This is a genomic window from Salmonirosea aquatica (genome assembly GCF_009296315.1).
Classification (GTDB): Bacteria; Bacteroidota; Bacteroidia; order Cytophagales; family Spirosomataceae; genus Salmonirosea; species Salmonirosea aquatica.
Genome location: NZ_WHLY01000002.1, coordinates 6401142 through 6423187 on the forward strand (window position 1 = coordinate 6401142; position 22046 = coordinate 6423187).

Sequence of the window (22046 nt, forward strand, 5' to 3'; positions counted from 1 at the left end):
GATTGGTAAGCGAATGGCTGGTAAGAAAGTATTTAGGGATAGCTAATTACAGCGGAAACTTTTGGCTAGAAGGGTCAATTGGGCCAGGGTACCCAGCGCGTGTCGTTGTATTCGAGAATGGCGGAAACGGAATTTTCGCGTGACTTGGTATAATCAAAGCCCGAAAGCAGGTAATCGTCCACATATTTCCGGAGCTCAATTCCGTCTTTCATGCGCTCGTTGTACTTGCCGATCATGCGCCCAAAAAACAGAAGTTGATCATACCCCTGGTACGAATACACAGAAGGTAGGGTGTTGGTTTTGTCAAAATAGTCTTTCTGGAAAGTTTTGACGCTATCTTTCATAATATCCACGTAGTCCGTTTCGATCAGGTACAGATTTCCGCCGTAGCCGGTGGGCCGCACTCGATTGAAATCAAAACTGTTGGCTACCGCGATGACCAGAATTCCGTTCAGCTGCCGACCCGCCAGTACGTTCATGAGCGAAGGTCCTGCTTTTGAATCGGTGGAAAACAGTACCACATGGTTAGGTTTCTCCTTTTCAAAATTCGACATCTGCTCATTCAACACCGAAGCCGAACCATCTATTTCCTTTATTTCCAGTACTTTTCCCCCCGCACGAATCAATTCGCTGCGGTAGGCGAAAGCCATGGACGAATCCTTGGCGTTGTGGCCATAGTAAATGGCCGCCAGGGGTAACCGGTTTTTGGTTTTGGCAAGCCGGACGGCCTGTCGGACCTGGGTTTGCAGAGAAGGGTGCGCGAGGTACACCAGTTTGCCATTGACCAGTATACTGCTATCCGTAGCCAGGGGATTGAGCAGGGCAATGTTGTTAAGATTGGCGTAGTCGGCTACCATCTCGAAAGTCTGTGAGTAGAGTGGGCCGAAAATAAGGTCCGCCTGCCGGAAATGTACATTGTTCACCATTTCCAGGATCTTATCCTCTTCATTTCCCACGTCGTAGGCCTGGATATTGATCAGGATACCTTCGGATTTGAGCTGCTGACGGGCCACCTGCATGCCGGAATAATAGTCGTAGGCGTACTGATTGGGCAGATACCGCTTGTTGGCTTTCAATTCGTCCAATCGAAAGGGAAACAGTACCGCCAAGTTATAGTACCCCTTCGTCCATTTCTTTTCGTAGGGTGGATTTTTGGTAGCAGTAGGATCTACGGCTGTCGGTTCCGGCTTGGCTACTTCGATACCGTACTGATTGGTCAGCCGATCGGATAGTTCCAGATCGGCTTTGGAAGACGAGGATTTCTGGATCAATTGCACCAGTGCCAGCGCCACCACGCGGTCGTTGGGATATTCCGAATTCAATGATTTCAGCACCTGCAGGTCTTTCTGTCCCGCAAGAAAATGTTGTTTGATTCCCTGAACGTCTTTACCCAGCGAAGGATCTCCAATCCGGTTGAGGAAGTCGAAGGCGCGCCGGAAGTCTCCCAGTTCGAAATAATTATTGGCTAGCAGGTAGTAAGCTTCGTCGCGCTGGGGCCAGGTGGCATAGCGGGTCAGCAACTGGCGCAGCATCAGGTTGCTTTCGTTGTACCGCTTCATCATATGGGCCGACAGGGCATAGTAGAAATGAGCCAGCGGCGCGTAGGTATCATTGGCATTGCTGGAGGTAATATCACCGAACTCCCGCATGGCCGCTTCGAATTTCCCCTGGCGGTAAAAGCTCATGCCCTCCATAAACTTGCGTTCCGGCTGATCGAAAAGCTGGGCCTGTGCCTCCACCGCAATCAGTGCAAAACAGGCAAAAAGTACATTACGAAACCGAGTCATAGGGACTTTTGTCGGGGTGATGGTTTAACCAGTAAAATACGAAAAGACTGGCAATCTAAAAAACAGGGGTACCGTTTGCCAAGCAAAACGCTACCCCTACCTTTCAAATTGGATGACTATCAATTTTTTGATTTACGTTTTCCCTGTTTTCTCTCAAGCTCAGCCTGCTTCTTTTTGGCTTCCTCCCCGGCTTGCAGCGTTTTTTCCAGGTACTGTTGAAACTTCGACTGCTTCTTTTGTCCGTTGGCATTCTTGGCACGGTTCTCATCAAGAATCCGCTTGATCTTGTCCTCATCTACAAACCGGCGGATGATCAACTGCTGGCCAATGGTAACGACGTTCGAGACAAAATAGTAGAAGGTAAGACCCGCCGGAAAATTATTCAGCACGAACATGAACATCAGAGGCATGACGTAGCTCAGGAACTTCATGTTCACGGGTCCCGGCTGGGTCGGCGTCATCTGATTGTTATAGTAGGCATAGGCAATGCTGGAGGCGGTCATCATTAGTGTGAATAAACTCACATGACTACCATAAAAGGGCAATGTAAAGGGTAGCTTGATGAAAGAATCGTAGGTCGAAAGATCTTTGGCCCATAGAAACGACTCCTGACGCAGTTCGATCAGATTGGGAAACAGGAAGAACAGTGAAAACAGGATGGGCATGGTAGCCAGCACGGGCACACAACCGCTGAGCGGACTCACGCCTACCTGCTGATAGAGCTTCATCTGATCCTGCTGTTGTTTGGCCATGTCATCCCCGTTCTTTTCCTTTAGTTCGGCCAGTTCGGGGGCCAGTACCCGCATCTTGGCCATACTCACGTACGATTTGTAGGTGAGGGGAGTCAGCAGGGTTTTGACGATCAGCACCAGGCAAATGATGAGGATACCGTAGTTGGAGAAAACATTTTCCAGCAGAGTAAAGAGGGGTACCAGAAAATACTTGTTGATGGGTTTAAGAAAAGCATAACCCAGGTACACGTTTTCGTCAAAGTTCTCGATGGGTAAGTTTTTCAGTATCTGGTAGTCGTTAGGGCCTAGATAATACTGGAATCGGGCAGTGCCATCCTGTGCAGCCGCGGAAGCCAGGGTAGCTTTCACGTCGAGGGTTTTCACGATCGTGCTGTCGGCAGGATTGACCTTCGCTTCCAGTTTGACATCCTGTAAAGGTGCATTTTTGGCGATCAGGCCGGCCAGAAAGTACTTATGCTTCATGGTAAACCACTGCACCGGACTTTCGGCATCGGCTTCCACATTACTGTCGGGGGTCGGCGACAGGCTCTCCAACTCGTCGGTATAATAGTTGATGGTAACGACCTTGCGGTTTTCCTGCATGTCGTTCTCGAACTGGAGCATGTCGTTTTGCCAGTTGAACAACATCGGCTTATCTGCTTGTCCTACCCCCTGGTTCTTGATTCCATAATCGATCACATAACCTGATCCCCGTACCAGATACGTTTGCTCAACAAACTGATTATCAGATAAAGCCAAACGATACGTGACCAGGGCCGAATCATTTTCCGCCAGGGTACGGTTGGTGGCCGTGGTAGTGAAATAGAGATTGGCCAGATCCATATTTCCCCGCTGGGTGGGCAGTTGGAGCTGAAAGCGGCTGTGCTTATCCGATATTAGATAGAGTGGCTTCTGATCATAGGTTTTGTATTTTTTCAACATCACCTCCTTCATCACTCCTCCTTTATTCGAGAATACTACCCGAACATCGTTGGTTTCGATCGTCAGATCCTGCGCCTGCCCCTGGGCTGCTGTCGCAAAATCACCATAGGTTTCTTTGAGTCGGGCGGTATCCGGCGCGGTGGCCGCCGCAGGTCCATAGAGGGTATCGGACACGGCAGGGGCCGGGGTAGCCTGGGTAACTTGTTCCTGCGTGACAGGGGTAGGTTCTTCCCGCGGCACCAACACCTGGTACCCGATCAGCATGAGCAGAATGAGCACCAGGCCAATAACTTGATTTCTTTCCATTAGTAGGCAATGAATTATAAAAAAGTAGTCTCAAATCCGGGATTAGAGGTACGCAGCGAACTAATATACTTTCTGCGATTGCCGGATTTGGGACTGCAAAGGTAAGGAAGATTTTTATGGATTGGGATTATTGTTCGTGATGATTCCATTAACCTACTGCATCACAGCGCGTTTCTGCAAAGAGTAAGCCAAAGCGGATTCCACAAAATTCACAAACAGGGGGTGAGGGCTCATTACGGTACTTTTTAATTCGGGATGGAACTGAACTCCGATAAAAAACGGATGATTCGGCAACTCCATCATCTCCACCAGGTTGTTTTCGGGATTGATGCCCGTGGCTTTCATACCCCCCTCTTCAAAAGCCTTGAGGTAGGCGTTGTTGAACTCGTACCGGTGGCGGTGCCGCTCAGTAATGCTGGTTTTTCCGTAGATCCGGTGGGCCATCGAATCTTTCTTAATCTTGCACGTATAGGCTCCCAGACGCATGGTACCCCCTTTATTGGTCACATCCTTCTGGTCATCCATCAGGTTGATCACAGCATGCTTGGCCTCTTTATCCATTTCATAGGAATGCGCTCCTTCAAGCCCCAGCACATTACGGGCAAATTCGATCACGGCCATCTGCATACCCAGACAAATCCCAAAGAAGGGAATACCGTTTTCACGTACGTAGCGAATCGCCTCAATTTTACCCTCGATTCCCCGCTCCCCAAAGCCCGGCGCTACCAGTACTCCATCCAGGTCGGAAAGTTTTTCAATGGCATTTTCCGGCGTAAGCGACTCGGAATGAATCCATTCGATATGGACCTTACACTCATTGACGGCACCCGCATGAATAAATGATTCGGCGATGGATTTATAGGCATCGTGCAATTCGACGTACTTACCTACCAGTCCAATCCGGATTGAATCGGTTGGATTTTTAAGCTTGGAAATGAAATCCTTCCACGAATCCAGCTCAGCGTCCTGATCATTGTAAATATCGAGCATATACAACGCCCGCTGGTCCAGGCGCTCTTTACGCATGAGCAGGGGTACATCATAGATGGTTTCGGCATCCATGGCTTCGATTACGGAATTAACCTGGACGTTACAGAAAAGCGCGATTTTCTTGCGCAGGTCGGTCGGTAGTGGATGTTCGGTGCGGCACACCAGAATATCGGGCTGAATACCCGCTTCCTGCAACATGCGCACCGAGTGCTGGGTAGGTTTGGTTTTGAGCTCACCCGCCGACGACAGGTAAGGAATCAGCGTAAGGTGAATAATCAGGGTATCGTTTTCACCCAATTCAAACTTGATCTGCCGTACGGCCTCGATGAAAGGCAGCGACTCGATGTCGCCCACACAGCCGCCGATTTCGGTAATGACTACATCATACTCCCCGGTTTCCCCGAGCAGCATCATGTTTTTCTTGATCTCGTCGGTGATATGGGGTACCACCTGCACGGTGCGGCCCAGAAAATCACCGCGCCGCTCGCGCATGATGACGTTGTAGTAGATACGGCCCGTGGTGACATTGTTGGCCTGGGAAGTACGGACATTCAGAAAACGCTCGTAGTGCCCCAGGTCGAGATCGGTCTCGGCCCCATCGTCCGTGACGTAGCACTCCCCGTGTTCGTAGGGATTGAGTGTACCCGGATCTACATTGATGTAGGGATCGAATTTCTGAATGGTGACTGAAAGCCCTCTGGATTGCAGTAATTTGGCCAGTGAGGAGGCAATGATACCCTTGCCTAGTGATGAAGTGACGCCGCCCGTAACGAAAATGTACTTAGCGGTCTTTTGCCCGTTAGAAGCCATAAGACGTTGCTTTTTTTCTTTGATTACGGGAAACAAAGGTACTAAAAAGCAATGGGCTTTTGGCTATTCGTTTCTGGTTTTATGACAAATGATCCTTAAAGCTCTCGTACCCATAGCTTCGCACCAGGCGAAAACTTTCGTCGGCTTGCCAGATCCCGATGGAAGGCAGATTCACGCCATTGAAGGTCGTCGTCTTCACCATCGTGTAGTGAATCATATCTTCAAAAATCAGTTGATCACCTACCGCCAGGGGTTTATCAAACGAATAATCACCCATGAAGTCGCCCGCCAGGCAAGTCATGCCCCCTAGGCGGTAGGTTGGCTTACCAGCCACAGGTTCGTGGTGAGCCCCTACGATGTAGGGTTTGTAGGGCATTTCGAGCGTGTCGGGCATGTGGGCGGCGAAGGAAACGTCCAGCACCGCCACCTGAATGCCCTGACTATCCATGATATCCAGTACCGTAGACACCAGGGTACCTGTCCGCCAGGCAATGGCCGAGCCCGGTTCCAGAATCACCTCGAGATCGTATTTTTCCCGAATTCCTCTCACCAACCGCACTAGCCGGGCAATGTCGTAGCCCTCGCGGGTCATCAGGTGGCCGCCGCCCATGTTGAGCCATTTGGCTTGGTGAAGCAGATCGCCAAATTTGGCTTCCAGCGCGGCCAACGTACGTTCCAGCGTGTCTGAACCATTTTCACAGAGGGTATGAAAATGAATTCCCTCCACCCCTTCGGGCAAGGTACCCCCAAATTTATCCCAGGTTTCGCCCAGCCGGGAACCAGGTACACAAGGATTGTACATATTGGCTTCCACTTCCGAATATTGCGGATTGACCCGAATCCCCATAGAAATTTTCTGTTCGGGATTTTGGGCATTGTAGTCCCCTACCCGATCCTTAAACCGATTGAACTGACTGAGTGTGTTGAATGTAATATGGCTGCTGCGTTGCAGCACCTCGTCGAACTCCCGGTCCAAATAGGCCGGAATGTAGGTGTGCGCTTTGACGCCCAGAAAATCGTTGATCAGTTTTATTTCGTTCAGCGAACTCGCTGTGGCCCCACTCAGGTACTCCCCCACGATCGGAAAAACACTATACATGGAAAAGGCCTTCAACGCCAGAATGATGGTACAGCCTGCCTCCTTCTGCACGCGGTCGATAAGTTCCAGATTGGCGCGGAGCAGTTTTTCGTCCAGTACGTAACAAGGGGAAGGTACTTTGGTATAATCGATGGACGGCTTCATTAGATAGGAGATATGAATTATTAGATATTTATGAGAATCGCTCGTAGCCAATAAGAGTTTTCCTGAAATAGGAAGGTACCAGCTATTCAAACCAAGAAGCAGAATTAGCTACTTTTGTTGCAAAAATAGCCGCCGATCGTGACCTAACCTATCTCATAATTCATATCTCCTATCTCATATCTACAAAAAATGCCTTTCCTTGTCCTCGATATTGAAATGACGGGCCCCGAGCCCGGCTGGAATGAAATCATCCAATTGGGCGCCGAACTCTTTGACGATCAATGGAACGCCCTGGGTACCTACCTGCAGAATGTGTATCCCGAAAATGAGGAAGCCTTTACGGCCAAATCGGAAGAAGTGCATGGTCTTTCGCTGGACGATCTGGAAGACGCTCCAATGATTTACGATGTGATTCCCGAATTTGAAAAATGGATCAAGTCCAAAACCAACGGCGGGCCGCTTTCCAAAGTAATCATCTGCGGTCAGAGCGTGATATATGACATCAATTTCTTACGCTTTGCCTACCGGAACGAGAAAATGCACTGGCCCTATAACAACAAAATGCTGGATCTGCACACGGTTTCCTACCTGTATTTTATGATATTGGAAAAGAACGGCATCTCGGTACCCCGGTCCCTGAGCCTAGGGGCGGTATCGGGCTTTTTTGGATTTGAGCGTGAAGAGGATACCCACAATGCCCTGGAAGACGCTCAGTTGACCGCCCGGTGTTTCAAGGCAATTTTCACCAAGCTCAAGGACGTAAAAATGGCTTAAAACCTATGGTTGATTACAATCCCAAGGAGTGGTTCCGGTTCATTTTCTTTTTCCCGCGGGCCGATACGGTACGCAAGCTTCTGCCGCTGCTGATTTCGATCGGGGTATATGCTACCCTGCTCGCCTATCTCATCATCGACTATTGGAAAATCGGCCAAAATTCGGATTTAAAAAATGTCTCCCTGATGCATTCGCTGTTGGGGTTCGTCATTTCATTACTGCTGGTATTCCGAACGAACACCGCCTATGACCGCTGGTGGGAAGGCCGTAAGCAATGGGGTACCCTGGTCAATATCAGCCGCAACCTGGCTTTGAAAATGGATGCGCTGCTGGATGAAAACGATCGGGAAAACAGAACCTATTTTCACGCTACCATACCCAATTTCGCTTTTTCGCTCAAAAACCATTTGCGGAAGAAGTACCTGCCCTCAGAGTTTGAAGATAGTGCCGCTTTTCCGCTTAGTGCGATCCAAAGCCAGGAGCACGTCCCGTTGCAATTTTCATCGGCAATTTCAAAGAAAGTCATTCAACTGCAAAAGAAAGGGGTACTTCTGCCGGAACACCTGCTGCTGATCAAGCCCGAACTCGAAGCCTTCATGAATATCTGCGGGGCCTGCGAGCGCATCAAGAATACGCCGATCCCCTTCTCATACAGCTCGTTTCTCAAAAAATTCATCTTCACATACTGCATAACCCTACCCCTCGGCTTCGTATTCAGCCTGCACTATCTGGTGGTACCTTTTGTTATGTTCGTTTTTTACATCCTGGGTAGCCTGGAAGTCATTGCCGAAGAAATTGAAGATCCGTTCGGAACGGATGCGAACGATCTGCCGACTGATACGATTTGCCGTACCATCCGCACGTCGATCCAGCAATTGCTCAATGAGGTACCTAATCAATAAGTGGTTTTTCCATAGTACTCTCCCATCACAACCTGCGCCTGTTTGTTTTGGGGTGAAAAAGGATCACGAGCCCGGTCGCCGCTCCGCAGATTGGGAAACCACTTCCAGGCAAAACCCCCGGCCATCCAGTCACTGGTCCACACTTCGCCAAACAGTACTTCGTAGGCTCTGGCCTGCAGTGCTTCATTCTCGGCAGCACCGCGTTCGGATTCCCAGGGACGCCGGGTGGCGTAGTCGCTGCTTGTATAGCCATATTCGGTGAACAGAATCGGCTTTTGCACTTTGGCCGCTAACTTCGCCATGGCTTTGAGGTGTTTCTGCCACCCTTTTTTCAGTTCCGGCAAGTCGGGGACTGCTCCTCTGAAAGGGGGAAGTACGCGTCGATGCCTATGAAATCCAGCTCCTGCCAGAAAGGTACCTCCTGGTACACATCCCAGTTTTCGGCATAGGTGAGCTGCCCTTTATAGATTTTCTTAATGTCCCGGATAATCTGGAACCAGAACTGCGGGCGTTTCTTCACGAAGGTTTGCATTTCGGTACCAATGCAATACAGTTCGACATGCGTGGTATCGGCAATACGGGCAAAATTCAAAAGATATTCTCCGTACCCTTTTTCAAAAGTCTTCCAGTCTTCCTCGTTGGTCAGGTCGTAGTGCCCCGTGAAAGTACCGTGCCCAATCCACATATGCGGCTTCAGCATCACTTTCAGCCCTTGGGCGTGGGCCATCTGCACGCAGTGCGCCACTCCCAGGGGCGATTCACCCCACCATTTCCACTGGTTGTTTTTACCGTATACAAAATTGGGGGTACCTCCCTCGGTAAAACCATAGGGCATCAGGGCTACCCATTCGGCGTTAATTTGTTTGACCGGCACATAGGTGGTATCGGCCAGCGAATCACGCGGAGCCACGAACGAGACGCCTTTTATTTTTGCCCCATTATAGCGGTAGGGCTTGTCCGATGAGACCGATGAGCAGGAAATAAAATTTCCTGCCAAAATACTGATCCAAATGGTAACAATCAGGTGATTCATAAAACGTACGGCCACGAGGATACTTGATTTGGGATAGGAAATCAGTCTATCTGCTTTCATTGCAGATATCAAGATTGCAAAAAATTTTCAAGCTCTAAAATTTACCTTTTTTCAAATAACACTTTCATAAAAGGGTCATTTTCTCTTATTTTTTGCAAAAACGCAATAAAGTAGTTTGCAAAACAACAGTTTCAGTCGGAAAAATGGATAATATTCTGTATATTATCACTAAATCATCACGAATCCAACTAATATTCCGAATTTGATTATAATATAAAATTATATTTTATTTGACCTCGGGCCAATTATAGTATAATGGCCTAACAACTCACCTAATCAACATACAAACATGAAAAAGCTACTATATAGCGCCTTAGCGGTCGCAACATTTCTATTTATCGCCAATACCGTATCGGCCCAGAGCAATACAATAGTCGATCCCGGCTATTCGGTAAACAACTATAAGCATCCCAATAAAGCAAAAAAGGCCAAAGCCATGCAGGCTGCTCCGGAAGGAACGGCAGCCAATGCCATTGTGGAGCCTCGCCGGGGCAATCGCTTTAGTCACACACCGAAATATGCATCCCGGCCAGGCTCTCGCGTCTTGTTGGGAACAGAATCGGGCCGGGAAGTATACCTGAACCCATTCCATTCACCGCACCACTACAAAACTCCCGGCAGTACCGTAATGCCTGAGACAGCTGAAAAGCGATATGCAATAAAACAGACTCCAGCTCGTCAGGATAGCACCATGCGGCTTGACTGAAGTAGTGTTTCAAACACTTTGGAGGAGGTTCATGTATTGTAGCAGCGCCCGGCCAATTCTGGCCGGGCGCTGCCGTTATAAGGGCATTTATCCCAAAAACTGGCTCACGTAATTGCGGCTTGTCAGGATCGCCGACTTCACATCGGTTATATTGGTTTCGTAGGCTTTATCCTCTACCTCGATCACCACGGGCCCCCGGTAGCGCACGTCGGTGAGTGCGGCGAAGAAATCGCGCCATCGCACGTCGCCCAGTCCGGGCAGTTTGGGCGAATGATATTCCAATGGATTGGCCATGATGCCCACCTGATCCAGCTTATCCTTATACACTTTCACATCTTTCAGGTGAATGTGGTGCAGCCGCTCCCGGAACTGGTAGATAGGCTTGATCTCATCCATCATTTGCCAGATCATATGCGAGGGGTCGTAGTTCAATCCGAACGCCCGGCTAGGGATAATCTCAAACATCCGGTTCCAGACCGCTGGGCTGATCGCCAGATTTTTACCGCCCGGCCATTCGTCGTTCGTAAAGAACATGGGGCAATTCTCAATGGCCAGCTTGATGTTATTATCCTCGGCTACCTTCACGATGCCCGGCCATACCTCGGCAAAGGTCTTGAGATTGTCAGTAATGTTTTTGGCCGGGTCACGGCCTACAAAGGTTGTTACTGTGGGTACCCCAAGCTTGGCCGCTCCCCGGATCACTTCTTTGATATGCTCCACAAAATAACTCGCTTTTTTCGGTTCCGGATCAAGCGGATTGGGATAGTACCCCAGCGCCGAAATGCCCACATTGGCCGTGCGCAGCGTGTGCCGAATGTCCTTTACTTTTGAACCGTCGAGTTTCATTACGTCGATGTGCGATACTCCCGCGTAGCGCCGGGCGTCTGCATTATCCTTGGGCCAGCACATGACCTCCACACAACCGAAACCATGCTGAGCCGCGAAATCGACCATATGCTCGAAACTGAAATCGGCGAGTATAGCGCTGTTGAAACCTAGTTGAAACATGCCGTTGAGAAGATTAGGTTGAAAAACCGTCCATTTTTTACAAGGGATCATCAGACCCCGCAACCGCTCATCCAAATCGGATATTGAAAAATCCTCGCAGGTTTAGTAATATTGACATACCAAAACAACGCTGGAGCAGGGAAAGACGGGGTAAATATACTCCCCTTCCTTTTGGAAGCAAAAGCGAACCGACTGGTTATTTACTTACCATTACGCCTAAACCACTACTAAAATGCCTGAATCTGAAAAGAGTTTGGGAGATAAACTGCTGGGCTTTTTTATTAAGGATCCAGAAGGCAAATCCCCTACCCCTACCCCTTCCGAGCCAATTGCTCCGGCAGTCCCTCCGGCACAGACCCCGAATGTCGTCAATGCGGCGGGTACCGCCGAGGTAGACCGCAAGTTTGTGGAACATTTTGTCGAGCTACTCGAAAAAGCCAACCTACCTGGCCCCGACTACTTTGAATTCAAACAAGCCCTGAAAAGCATGGAAGGATTGGGGTTGAGCGAAGAAAAACAGTACCAGGCCTCCTGGGCTAGCTTCAAGGCCATGGCTCAGGGTGTTCGGGATACTTCGATCCTGTCCACTTCCGCCAACCAGTATGTGGGTGTGCTGGATCGTGACCGGACCAGCTTTCTGAAAGATGTGGAAAAAGCGATCAGCGACCGCGTAGGCAGCCTCAATCAGGAGCTCAACAAGTTGCAGGAGGACAATAAAACCTATGCCCGGCAGATCGTGGAGTTGCAGGAAAAAATCAACGCCAACAACGGACGGCTGGAGAAGATCAATGGCGATATTCAGGAACAAAGCGCGAAAATCAACGCCAATCGCGATAGTTACGACATCACCTACCATAGCATGGTGGAGCAGATCAATTCTGATTTGGCAAAGATTAAGAAATATTTGAACTAGATTTTATGAGTGTATGAGTTGAAAGGTTTACGAGTCAGAAAAAGACTTTTATACCCTAGCACTTGGACTCCTACACTCCCAATCCGCAAGAGCGGACCCTTTATACACTTTAAACTCCAAAACAATGGCTGACTTTTCTCAAATAGGTGGTTCCGCAGAGGATACCAAAAAGTCGTACTGGTCGAAGCCAGAAGGTATTACGTCCATGCTCTTTCTGGGCGCGGCAGGTGCTTTGATTCTCTATTACTGGAATATCATCGCGCTGTTTCTCATTGAAGTAACGCAGAACACCCTGTACCTGGGCATTCTGCTGGCGGCCCTGGCTGGGCTCATCTTCCTGTTTACCAGCCGCGATGTACGTACGGCGGTGTTCTTTCTGTTCAAGACGCTCATGCGCAAAATCACGGGTACCATTGTCAAGCTGGACCCGATCGCGATTATGAAAATTTATATCAGCGACCTGAAAGACAAGCGCGAGAAAATGCAGGGGCAGATCAACACCCTGGCCGGACAACTTGTACGTCTCAATAAGAAAATCAATGAGAACAACGAGATGATCAAGCAGAAGTTTGCTGAAGCCAACAAGGCCAGCGAACTCTCGCACAAGCCCGGGATGCGCGAAACCGCCCAACTGGCCACTATTGAAGGTGCGGGCCTGCAGGAGATGAACGAGAAACTTTTCCCGCTCCAACGCAACATGAAGACCATTCTGGAATTCATGGAAAAAGTGAACAAAAGCGCCGACTATATTATCAAGGAAACCGAAATCAAGGTCAAGTTGAAGGAGACGGAGTATAAGATCGTCAAGGAAAGTTCGAACGCCCTGCGCACGGCCATTAGTATTTTCAAAGGCAACCCTGACAAGAAATTCTACTTCGACGAGTCGATGGAGTACATTCAGGATGACATGAGCCGCAAGCTGGGCGAAATGAAACGGGCGATGGATCTGTCGATGGATTTCATCAACGGCGTGGACGTGCAGAACGGCATACTTTCCGACAAAGGACAAAAAATGCTCGAAGCCTACAATCAGGGGCAATTCACCCTGGTCAACCTCGACGCCCCCGATCCCGTACCGGCTACTATCAACCTTAACCCTCCCAAAGACTCCAATTACCGGGGGCTTTTGGATTAAGAAAGGCTTAACGGGAAACGGGCAATCTATAAAAAACTTTGTGTCTTTGCCCCTCTGTGCCTCCCTTTTAAATTTTTAACTCTCAATTTTCCATTAAATGAAACGACTTACTGTAGCCGGGCGCCTGCTCATAACCGCCCTCATTCTTGCCGCTCTATACTTTGGATTCAAATATTTCGGGGGCCAGAAAGCTCTGGAATCCATGACCGATCGTACCCGTACCGAATCGGCGGAAGGTACCAGTGAATCGGAATACAAAACACCGGAACCCGGTTCCACGTCCAGCCCCGATAACGAAGCCTCCGATGTCGCAAGTTCTTCGTTTGATTACACGGCACCGGAGCCCGTCAATGGTACCCTCAAAGGGGTGGTAGAATTGGGTGCCAGCGGGTTCAACTCGTTCATCATCAAAGTGGATTCGCAAAAGCGCTGGAAACTGGAAAAAGCCGAGTTCGGCAACAGCCTCGTCACCGAAAACATGGCTACCGATGCCGATATCCGCATGGGTTTGAAAAAATACATCGGCAGTATGCTCGACTTCGGCGTAAGCGGCAAGAATATCCATTTCGTAGTAAGTTCAGGCGCGGCGAAGGCTGATGTCACGCAGAAAATAACCAAAGCCCTGCGGGATTTGGGCTACCAGGTCAATCAGGTGACACCCGAGCAAGAGGGCCAGCTGGGCTTTAAATCGGCACTGCCCGAACTGTACGACCAGCGGGCTTTCGTAACCGATATTGGCTCGGGTAATACCAAAATTTCGTGGATGGAGAACAACCGCGTACGGGCCATCGAGACCTACGGGGCCAAGTACTATCAGGACAACGTGGATGATTCAAAGGTTTACAATGAGGTACTTGCCAAAGCCAAGCAAGTCCCGACCGACCGGCGGAAGACTTGTTTCATCATCGGAGGGGTACCTTTCGAAATGGCTAAGGAAGTGCGCAAAGGAAAAGAGCGTTACACCGTCCTGAGCGCCCCTGACGCGTACAAACTCGAAAACGCCAAATCCAAGGCCGGCATCAATATTTACAAAGCCATCGCCGACGCTACGGGTACCAACCAGTTCGTATTCGACTGGGACGCGAACTTTACCATCGGATTCCTGCTTTCGCTTCCGTGATCAATTTAGAACGGGCGGTCCGCCGCGCGGCGGACCGCCCGTTCCATCCTTCCTTATGACCCTGAACGACGTTTTCAATTCCCTTGAACGGAATCCTCTGCCTATTCTGATGTATTTCGTGGCTTTGCCACTTCTGGCCTGGATCATGGGAGCAGCGGTTCAGGACAGGCAGGACATCAGTACGTGGAAGTACCTCTATGCCGTGCTGGTGTATGCCGTCTGCATTCCGGGAATTTTCGCCATGACGCTCAACGTGTACCTTTTCCTTTTCGAGCGCCAGAGCATTTGGCAGGCCGACTTGCTCTTGCAATTTCTGCCCATCCTCTCGATGGTGTTGACTCTGATACTGATCAAGAGCAAAATTTCGTTCGACTTCATTCCTGGTTTTGGTAAAATAGCGGGCTTCCTCACGCTCATAACCGCGCTCATCGGCATTATGTGGTTTTTTGATCGTCTGCACCTCATTGCCTTCACGTATGTACCCTTTTCAGCTTTACTGATCGGCTTTGTACTGGTACTGCTGCTCATCCGATTCGCCTGGAGCAAGCTGTTCTGAGTCAAAAGTCAGCTCCAGTAAAGCTGTACAGGGTTTTTCATTTCATGTTTCACTAGCAAATTCAATACGCGTTGACCAGGAAAAATCTACTTCTTCTCGGCTTCATCATTCTAAAGATAGCCCTCCATTATTTCCTGATCAATCCTGAGTACCAGCTCCACCGGGACGAGTACCTGCATCTCGACCAGGGGTACCATCTGGCCTGGGGTTACGTGTCGGTGCCCCCGGCTACCTCCTGGGTTTCCTACCTCATTTCAGTGCTCGGGGGGGAGTTTTCTGGGTTCATTTTTTTCCGGCGCTCTTTGGGGCACTGACGTTGCTGGTGGTATGGAAAACCATTGAATTGTTGAATGGGAGCTTGTACGCGCTTGTTTTGGGAGCCGTTTGCGTTCTATTTTCGGTGCTGCTGCGGATTAATATGCTCTACCAGCCCAACACCCTCGATGTTTTACTTTGGACTACCCTGTACTTCACCCTGGTCCATTATATCAAGTCCGAAAACCCGAAGTGGCTCTACGCAGCCGCGGTGTCCTTTGCCCTTGGTTTTTTGAACAAATACAACATAGCCTTTCTTGTTATGGGCTTTCTACCTGCCCTGCTCTTGACGCCCCATCGGAAGGTGCTTGCTAACAAACACGTATATTTTTCGATGGGTCTGGCTTTGCTACTCATTTCACCCAACCTGGTCTGGCAATACACACACGATTTTCCCGTCGTTCAGCACATGAACGAGCTGGCTCGTACGCAATTGGTCAATGTCCAGCGGTTGGATTTTTTGAAAGAGCAGCTGATTTTTTTCATCGGTTCTTTTTATGTAATCGTAGCGGCTTGGGTTTCATTTTTCACCTACCGCCCCTTTGCAACCTACCGGATTTTCTTCTGGGCCTACGTGTTCACATTAGGTACCTTTATTATCCTCAAAGCCAAGGGGTACTATGCCATCGGCCTGTACCCCATCCTCATCGCCTTTGGGGTGGTATACCTTGAATACCTGTTGCAAGCGGGCTGGCGCAGGTACCTTCGGCCCCTTGCCCTGTTCCTGCCTATTCTGGTTATCATTCGCTTATTCCCGGTCATTTTCCCCACGGCCAGTCCGGCCGAGATTCACCGCAATTCGGCACGCTACGAATCACTCGGACTGTTGCGCTGGGAAGATGGAAAAAACCACTACCTACCTCAGGATTTTGCCGATATGCTGGGTTGGAAAGAATTGGCCCACAAAGTAGATAGCGCCAGTGCGCTGGTGGAGGGTAAGGGACGTACCCTGATCCTTACCGATAACTACGGGCAGGCGGGAGCCATTAATTTTTATTCAAAAAACAAGAATCACCGCGCGGTTTCGCTCAACGCCGATTATATCGACTGGATTGACCTTTCCACAAAAATCGATCATCTGGTTCTGATTCAGGAAGCTTCTGATACCGATAAAGGCCGGGAGCGGGAAAAACCGTTTTTCGAGAAAATCCGTTATATCGGCAAAATTGAAGATCAGTTTGCCCGTGAAAAAGGTACCAGTATCTACCTGCTGGAAAACGCCCGGGTCGATATCAATAAAATCCTTCGCCAGGAAATTCGCGAACGGAAGCATGGGAATGACTGACAAGCTGGCCCTTACTATTTTCATCCTCCTGTTTTGCCTCATCAGCTGCCAACCCGCCGATCCGCTGCTGGCCACCTGGAAAATCGTGCGCGTCAGCTACGAGCCCAGTGGCCGGGCCACGCCCGAAGCCCTCGCGCGCGGTCGGCAAATACAGGCCATGAGTGCAGGGCTGCAAAATTCCACCTTTGCCCTGTACGAAGGTCAACGCTCCGCTTTTTTCTCCACCAAAACTCCTTATCGACAAGGTACCTGGTCGGTGGAAGGCGATCGCTTGCGGCTACAAATGAGTGAAAATGGAGCCGCTTATGAATTCGAAATCGCCGAACGCGATGAAAATACGCTGATATTGATTCTTTTGGATACCCGCACAAGCGATGGCGAACTGGTGGTGAGCTGCCGGAAAAGCAGACAGTACATTCATGATGGGGTGGATTTGCTTTCGCCCGAAGCTAACACCTGGCGTGTCAAACCCACCCGGAAAGAAACGCCGGAACAGGTCAAAGCGCGGGCCATCCAGCACCTGGATTATCTGATCACGTATTTTGAGGGAGTGAAAGAAAACAAGCAGGGGTACTTTGAAATCGGTATAATCAGTTCGCCTTTTGTCTTTTATGCCCATGGACTGGGGCTGAGCCGGGAAACTGCCACCGCCCAACGGTGGCGAGAATCTTTCTACGACGAACAAAATGCCGCCCAGGGCTTCGACTACCTCAGGGCAGCGTTACGCAGCCTGAAAAAATATCCCAAAGCCGATACCTTTACCGAGGAGTACCTGCTGGCTTTCCGAAACATGCGCGCCTATTTTGATCAATGAGTTCTACATACAGCTGACGGTGACTGACGAGCAGAAAGCGTACGCCCGGAAGCTCGTGGAGTATTCGCTCACCCACCACCGTGTAGCCAATATCTGGGACAAAGCCTCTGATAAAAAGAACCACACCCGGCTGCTACGCTTCACGGGTACCTTGGGCGAGGTGGTTTTTGCCGACCTGTACCAGTTGCCCCGCCCCATGCGCTCCTTTGGCGCCACGGATGGCCAGGATTGGGGCCAGGATTTCGTGCTACGGACCGACGGGGGCTTATTTTCGCTCGATGTAAAATCCATGAAGCGACAAACGGGTGTACTCGGCGCTGATTATGTCCTGAACATTCCCTCTACACAATTGCATAAGCCCAACTCCCGCACCACCCATTATTTTTGTCTGTCGTTCCACCAGTCCGAGCAGGTAGGTACCGTGGCATCCCTATTGGGGTTCGTTGACAAACAGGCGGTGGAGGCTGGAAAACTGGGTATTCTGTATCCCGCAGGTACCCGGCGCATCCGCGCCGACCGCACCGAATTCGTTTTTCAGGAGGGTACCTACGAAATTGTTTTCGGGGACATCAGTGCCCCTTATGTTACGGATCGCATCCGAAGTTTGCCGGGTTTTCAGGTTCGATTTCTGAAACCTGTCACCTCAGGTACTAAGCATCAATAACCCCCGTTATATAACCTGCCTCGTAGCCTGGCTTGCACAAATTTTATCGGTCAATGAGTAAATTGCGGCAATCCATGAATTTTGTGAGGTATCGGATGATCCATCACACTCAACTGCATGTCGTTTTCACTCCCCAATTCTGTCCGGTTGGACCGCGTTCAACAAAAGACAATCCGCGAGTACATTCGCAACAGAGGTCTCTTTATTTGCTCTGATTTTGACAATCTTAAAACCACCTGTTTCAAGCCTGCCGAAAGGGAAACCTACCATATCCATACGAAATCTTTCGAGGTAGATGCTGATCTGGACCAGGTCTGGAACACCTATCTGAGTATTTCGCCCAAAGAAACCTGGCGCTGTAGAACGGTGAGTTTTGGGTGTATGTACTGCAAAAAGAGTAAAGCAATCACTTACGCCAAAGACGAATACAAGGGCTTGCGCGAGGGTCAGGTACTTTTCCTGAACGTAGGGTTGTTCTGGGGCATGGTGAACATAGCCGTCGCTCATCAGATCACCCGCATCGAACCCGTAGAGAAGTACATCGAGTTCTCGTATATTGAAGGTGGTGAAACCGAAGGCAGCCAGCGACTTAGCTTCTCCCAGACCTCCCAGGGCACGACTGAAATCGTTCACAAAACAACCTATCGCGGCAAAACCAAATCACTTTTTCGGGAAAAAACGCTGTATCCCATTCTTCACGCCAGGGTCATTTCCGCTTTTCACTGGAATGTAAAACAAAAAGTAATTGCCGGAACCGTCAGCCCCGCCTAAAAAAAAGAAAGCCTCAAGCGAGGCTTTCTTTCCCAATCAATTACCTATGATAAAAATCTTCAGTTAAAATCAGACGATAAGCTAGCACAAATTCTGGCACAATTTGAGGCCGTTTTTTGTACACGTGTACTAAGGAGACGAAAAACTGATCAACATACCCTAGCCCTAATTCAGTTTTTTTTAAAGAAAATGGACAGGGTTTACTTCCAAATACCGAAATTTCCGCCACAGCTCTCATGTTTCACAAACTGTTTTTGAGTGCACTGATTTTACTGGCTAGCGTGTGTAACGCGCAGGTACGGGTCATTCTGGATGCTGATCTTGATTCTGATGTGGACGACGTGCAGGCCTTGGCGATGCTGCACGCCTACCGGCAGGCCGGGCTCGTCGACCTACTTGGCGTAGTGGTAACGAGCGACGATTCCTACTCGTTTGCCTGCGCGGATGCCATCAACACGTTCTACGGACAGCCGGGAATACCGATTGGCTTCCTGAAAAATCAGGATTCTTTGCGCAGTTTTTCAAAATATACCCGACAGGTTGCCGAAGAATTCCCACACGCGATTACGAAAGTGGAACAGACTACTGAATCGGCAGTTTTGTACCGTCAGCTCCTGGCGTCCAGTCCTGACAACTCGGTAGTAGTGATTACAATCGGTCATCTGACGAGTCTGCAAAATCTTTTGCAATCATCGGCTGACACGCTTTCGGAGCTGACAGGGCAGGAATTGGTGAAGAAAAAAGTGAAACGGTGGCTCTGCATGGGTGGGCAATATCCGGCGGGGAAGGAAGCCAATTTCTATCGTCCCGATCCGCAATCGACCGTATATTGTCTGGATGCGTGGGAGCAGGAAGTGGTGTTTTGTGGATGGGAAGTCGGCAAGGAAATCCTGACCGGGGGTACCTTCCTGCGTGATCAACTACCGGAGCACCATCCGGTGTACCGCGCCTACCAGCTTTACAATAATTTTGCCGGTCGCCCTGCCTGGGATCAGGTAGCCGTGCTACTGCTGGATGAAAAAGCGGATCAATATTTTGAATTAGAAAGCGAGGGTTACGTTGCGGTAGCCCCCGACGGCAGCAATGTGTGGAAAACTGGCGAGAAAAAAGCGGGAAAGAAACACGCCTACGTCAAAATCAAACAAGGTACCCCTCCCGGCACGATTGCCCGGTACATCGACTCATTAGTAGTACCCCCCAAAAAAGAATAATGCCTCACCGCTGGGCGAAATCCGGCCTACCCTGCACCTCGGCGGGCGGACGCGTTTCGATCCACCACAGTTTATCGAGTTTGGGGGCGTAATAGCGGGCGAGTTTGTTTTTCAAAATTGCTACCCGCACAATTTCCTCTTTCAGCGGCACCAGGTTGCTGCTGGTACCCAGCACCTGCCGAAACCCATCCAGCATGTAGGGTTCGTTTTGTAAAGTATCTATGTCAAAATTCGTAACTGCGACCCATTCCACAGTATTCTCATTGACCAGTTCAGCGGGTGGTGTATCTTTAAAATTGACAAAAGTTTGGTAGTAAATCTTCTTCGGAACTTTTGCACTTGTAAGAGGATTGCTATTTTGCCCAAAGCCAAGGGCGATTGGTCTTTGCTTGAATTCCCGGTTTACTTCTTCATACGTAGCTTGTTTGCCGTCAAGGTAGAATTCGGTCATTCCCTCGTACCCAATCAACTCCCGTTCTTTGTTAAAGTACCCCTCCCTGAATTTGGTGATGATATCACGCGGCTTCCAGTAAGCCTTTTTAAAATCTATTTTCAGGGTATGTTCGGCGGTGAATTTAGGCAAGTTCGCCAGCAGGAGTTGTTTAACCGTACTCGGTTCGTAGTCGACTGGGGTACCTACCGGATAGTTCGGTGGAAATACCAGATAATAATCCTGCCGAAGCCGATCCATCAAATTTTCAGTCAGGATAGCTACCTTGAACTCTGCACTTATTAATGGATTATGGCTGGCAAAGACGTTACTGCCCCACCAAAGTTCTTTATATTTCTTATCCTTCGGTTGAAGGCTATATGAAATATCCTCCTGCTCCTGCTCACGTATGTCTACTTTCCAGAAATAAAAACCATCGGCATCGGTATAGATTGTCCCCAGTACTTTTGGTTCCGGTTGCTTTTCTGCATTCATCACAAAAGGCGCATGTTCCTTCTCTTCAAGTGGAACATTGGCCAGAGGCTGACCCGTGGCGCCATCGATAAGGATTCCGGCCAGGTATGCGTAATTCGCTTCAACTGTTTGTAAGGTACCTTGAGGCGATTCCTTTTGGGCCAAAGCTTCGATATCGGTCCTGAACATCGCCAGCAATACCAGCATCATAGGTAATGCAAAGAAGAAGCGAACCATATATACTTTGGCAGTTTCCCTACGGTTCATCATGATGATCCGTTGCTTCAACGACGAGAAATTGAACTGGTTGGCCAGGCGAAATTCAGGTACCCCTGACACCTTTAAAAGCAAGAACTGGTACGCCCGCGCATCCACGCCGTTTTCGAGCACCGCGCGATCGGCAATGAATTCCAGATTCTGGCGGATGGCGTGACGAATCAGCCACGCGAAGGGATTATACCAGTTCAGGACACAAAGTACCTCCCCGAAAAGAATGTCGAACGTGTGCCGCTGCCGCACATGCACCAGTTCGTGCAGCATGATTTCCTGCAACTCACTTTCCTGATGTAAGGTAGGATTGATGAAAATGGCATTGCCAAACGAAAAAGGCACGATATTCCGCTCGACGTGGTAGATTTTCACACTTTCCTCCGACACCAAACGCGCCCGCCGCTTGATTCGCAGGTAGGCTACCCCATGCAGCAGCAACCGCAAAAACATGAAAACCACACCCGCAAGAAGCAAGAGCAAAACCCAGTCGCCCCAGGCAAGCTCTGACTCAGCCACAATCGCCCCCGGTGTTTCAAAAGCTGGTACCGGCCCGGGAGTACTCAGACTTTGGATCGTGGGTAGGTGTTGCACCAGAGGTACCTTGTCCAGATCGGTCTGTGGAAGTGCCCGGTTCAGGTCGATGAAAGGAATGAAGAACGAAAGGGCAGAGTATTTCAGCAGGTACCAGCGGTTTTCGGTGTAAAAAGTATGACGGCGCAACACCAGCTGGTAAAAAAGCCCGACCACCGCCAGGCTAATGGATAGTTTGAGGAGATAGTCGAAAATGGGCGACATG

The 22046-nt window shown here is 49.6% G+C and carries 21 protein-coding genes; 13 read left to right on the top strand and 8 right to left on the bottom strand.

The annotated features are described in order from the left end of the window. Window positions 1–74: 74 nt before the first annotated feature. The 4 genes from GBK04_RS27855 to nspC form a co-directional block, all read right to left on the bottom strand. Window positions 75–1787: an ABC transporter substrate-binding protein gene (locus tag GBK04_RS27855; RefSeq protein ID WP_152765519.1), complete on the bottom strand. Its 1713-nt coding sequence runs from the start codon at window positions 1785–1787 to the stop codon at window positions 75–77. A gap of 119 nt (window positions 1788–1906) precedes the next feature. After that, window positions 1907–3766, bottom strand: coding sequence for a membrane protein insertase YidC (gene yidC / locus GBK04_RS27860; protein ID WP_152765521.1), 1860 nt, complete (start codon window positions 3764–3766; stop codon window positions 1907–1909). Window positions 3767–3919: 153 nt separating this feature from the next. Then, the gene (pyrG, locus tag GBK04_RS27865; protein WP_152765524.1) at window positions 3920–5566 is read right to left on the bottom strand and encodes a CTP synthase; all 1647 of its coding nucleotides are present in this window, start codon (window positions 5564–5566) and stop codon (window positions 3920–3922) included. A 79-nt stretch (window positions 5567–5645) separates the two neighbouring features. Then, window positions 5646–6809 (bottom strand): carboxynorspermidine decarboxylase, encoded by a 1164-nt coding sequence (gene nspC / locus GBK04_RS27870; RefSeq protein WP_152765527.1) that lies wholly within the window; start codon window positions 6807–6809, stop codon window positions 5646–5648. A 189-nt stretch (window positions 6810–6998) separates the two neighbouring features. Here nspC and GBK04_RS27875 point away from each other — a divergent pair, with 189 nt between their 5' ends. Next, a complete protein-coding gene (locus GBK04_RS27875; protein WP_152765530.1) occupies window positions 6999–7583 on the top strand; it encodes a 3'-5' exonuclease in 585 nt (194 codons plus the stop codon). 5 nt (window positions 7584–7588) lie between these two features. Continuing rightward, window positions 7589–8485: a bestrophin family protein gene (locus tag GBK04_RS27880; protein ID WP_152765533.1), complete on the top strand. Its 897-nt coding sequence runs from the start codon at window positions 7589–7591 to the stop codon at window positions 8483–8485. Here GBK04_RS27880 and GBK04_RS27885 read toward each other — a convergent pair. Together GBK04_RS27885 and GBK04_RS27890 are read right to left on the bottom strand one after the other, a co-directional pair. Beyond that, window positions 8479–8787: a glycoside hydrolase family 113 gene (locus tag GBK04_RS27885; protein ID WP_152765536.1), complete on the bottom strand. Its 309-nt coding sequence runs from the start codon at window positions 8785–8787 to the stop codon at window positions 8479–8481. The two genes, GBK04_RS27880 and GBK04_RS27885, sit on opposite strands and share 7 nt — an antisense overlap. Window positions 8788–8816: 29 nt before the next feature. After that, on the bottom strand, window positions 8817–9578 hold the full coding sequence (locus GBK04_RS27890; RefSeq protein ID WP_152765538.1) for a glycoside hydrolase family 113: 762 nt from the start codon (window positions 9576–9578) through the stop codon (window positions 8817–8819). Between the two features lie 289 nt (window positions 9579–9867). Between GBK04_RS27890 and GBK04_RS27895 the strand changes: the two genes are divergently transcribed. Continuing rightward, window positions 9868–10284 (top strand): hypothetical protein, encoded by a 417-nt coding sequence (locus GBK04_RS27895; RefSeq protein WP_152765541.1) that lies wholly within the window; start codon window positions 9868–9870, stop codon window positions 10282–10284. Between the two features lie 87 nt (window positions 10285–10371). On the opposite strand, the gene GBK04_RS27900 is transcribed toward GBK04_RS27895, so the two are convergent. Further along, the gene (locus GBK04_RS27900) at window positions 10372–11292 is read right to left on the bottom strand and encodes a sugar phosphate isomerase/epimerase family protein (RefSeq protein WP_152765545.1); all 921 of its coding nucleotides are present in this window, start codon (window positions 11290–11292) and stop codon (window positions 10372–10374) included. 232 nt (window positions 11293–11524) lie between these two features. On the opposite strand from GBK04_RS27900, the gene GBK04_RS27905 reads away from it, so the two are divergent. From GBK04_RS27905 to GBK04_RS27945, 10 genes are all read left to right on the top strand, one after another. Beyond that, window positions 11525–12205 carry a hypothetical protein gene (locus GBK04_RS27905; RefSeq protein ID WP_152765548.1) on the top strand — a complete coding sequence of 227 codons (681 nt, stop codon included), beginning with the start codon at window positions 11525–11527 and terminating at the stop codon, window positions 12203–12205. A 124-nt stretch (window positions 12206–12329) separates the two neighbouring features. Further along, entirely contained in the window at window positions 12330–13340 is a 1011-nt protein-coding gene (locus GBK04_RS27910) for a hypothetical protein (protein ID WP_152765551.1), read from the top strand. A 97-nt stretch (window positions 13341–13437) separates the two neighbouring features. Beyond that, entirely contained in the window at window positions 13438–14460 is a 1023-nt protein-coding gene (locus GBK04_RS27915) for a hypothetical protein (RefSeq protein WP_152765554.1), read from the top strand. A gap of 55 nt (window positions 14461–14515) precedes the next feature. Beyond that, complete coding sequence (locus GBK04_RS27920; RefSeq protein WP_152765557.1) at window positions 14516–15016, top strand: hypothetical protein; 501 nt, start codon at window positions 14516–14518, stop codon at window positions 15014–15016. A 71-nt stretch (window positions 15017–15087) separates the two neighbouring features. Next, window positions 15088–15330: a hypothetical protein gene (locus tag GBK04_RS31260; RefSeq protein ID WP_373331417.1), complete on the top strand. Its 243-nt coding sequence runs from the start codon at window positions 15088–15090 to the stop codon at window positions 15328–15330. Between the two features lie 8 nt (window positions 15331–15338). Then, window positions 15339–16616, top strand: coding sequence for a glycosyltransferase family 39 protein (locus tag GBK04_RS27925; RefSeq protein WP_373331418.1), 1278 nt, complete (start codon window positions 15339–15341; stop codon window positions 16614–16616). Next, window positions 16603–17430 (top strand): hypothetical protein, encoded by an 828-nt coding sequence (locus GBK04_RS27930; protein ID WP_152765560.1) that lies wholly within the window; start codon window positions 16603–16605, stop codon window positions 17428–17430. The genes GBK04_RS27925 and GBK04_RS27930 overlap by 14 nt, the downstream gene beginning before the upstream one ends. Continuing rightward, window positions 17420–18094: a hypothetical protein gene (locus GBK04_RS27935; RefSeq protein ID WP_152765563.1), complete on the top strand. Its 675-nt coding sequence runs from the start codon at window positions 17420–17422 to the stop codon at window positions 18092–18094. The genes GBK04_RS27930 and GBK04_RS27935 overlap by 11 nt, the downstream gene beginning before the upstream one ends. A 117-nt stretch (window positions 18095–18211) precedes the next feature. After that, a complete protein-coding gene (locus tag GBK04_RS27940) occupies window positions 18212–18865 on the top strand; it encodes a hypothetical protein (protein ID WP_152765566.1) in 654 nt (217 codons plus the stop codon). A 236-nt stretch (window positions 18866–19101) separates the two neighbouring features. After that, a complete protein-coding gene (locus GBK04_RS27945) occupies window positions 19102–20076 on the top strand; it encodes a nucleoside hydrolase (protein WP_152765569.1) in 975 nt (324 codons plus the stop codon). A gap of 4 nt (window positions 20077–20080) precedes the next feature. Here the strand turns inward: GBK04_RS27945 and GBK04_RS27950 are convergent, their stop codons facing one another. Beyond that, window positions 20081–22045 carry a M56 family metallopeptidase gene (locus GBK04_RS27950; protein WP_152765572.1) on the bottom strand — a complete coding sequence of 655 codons (1965 nt, stop codon included), beginning with the start codon at window positions 22043–22045 and terminating at the stop codon, window positions 20081–20083. Between the last annotated feature and the right edge of the window lies 1 nt (window position 22046).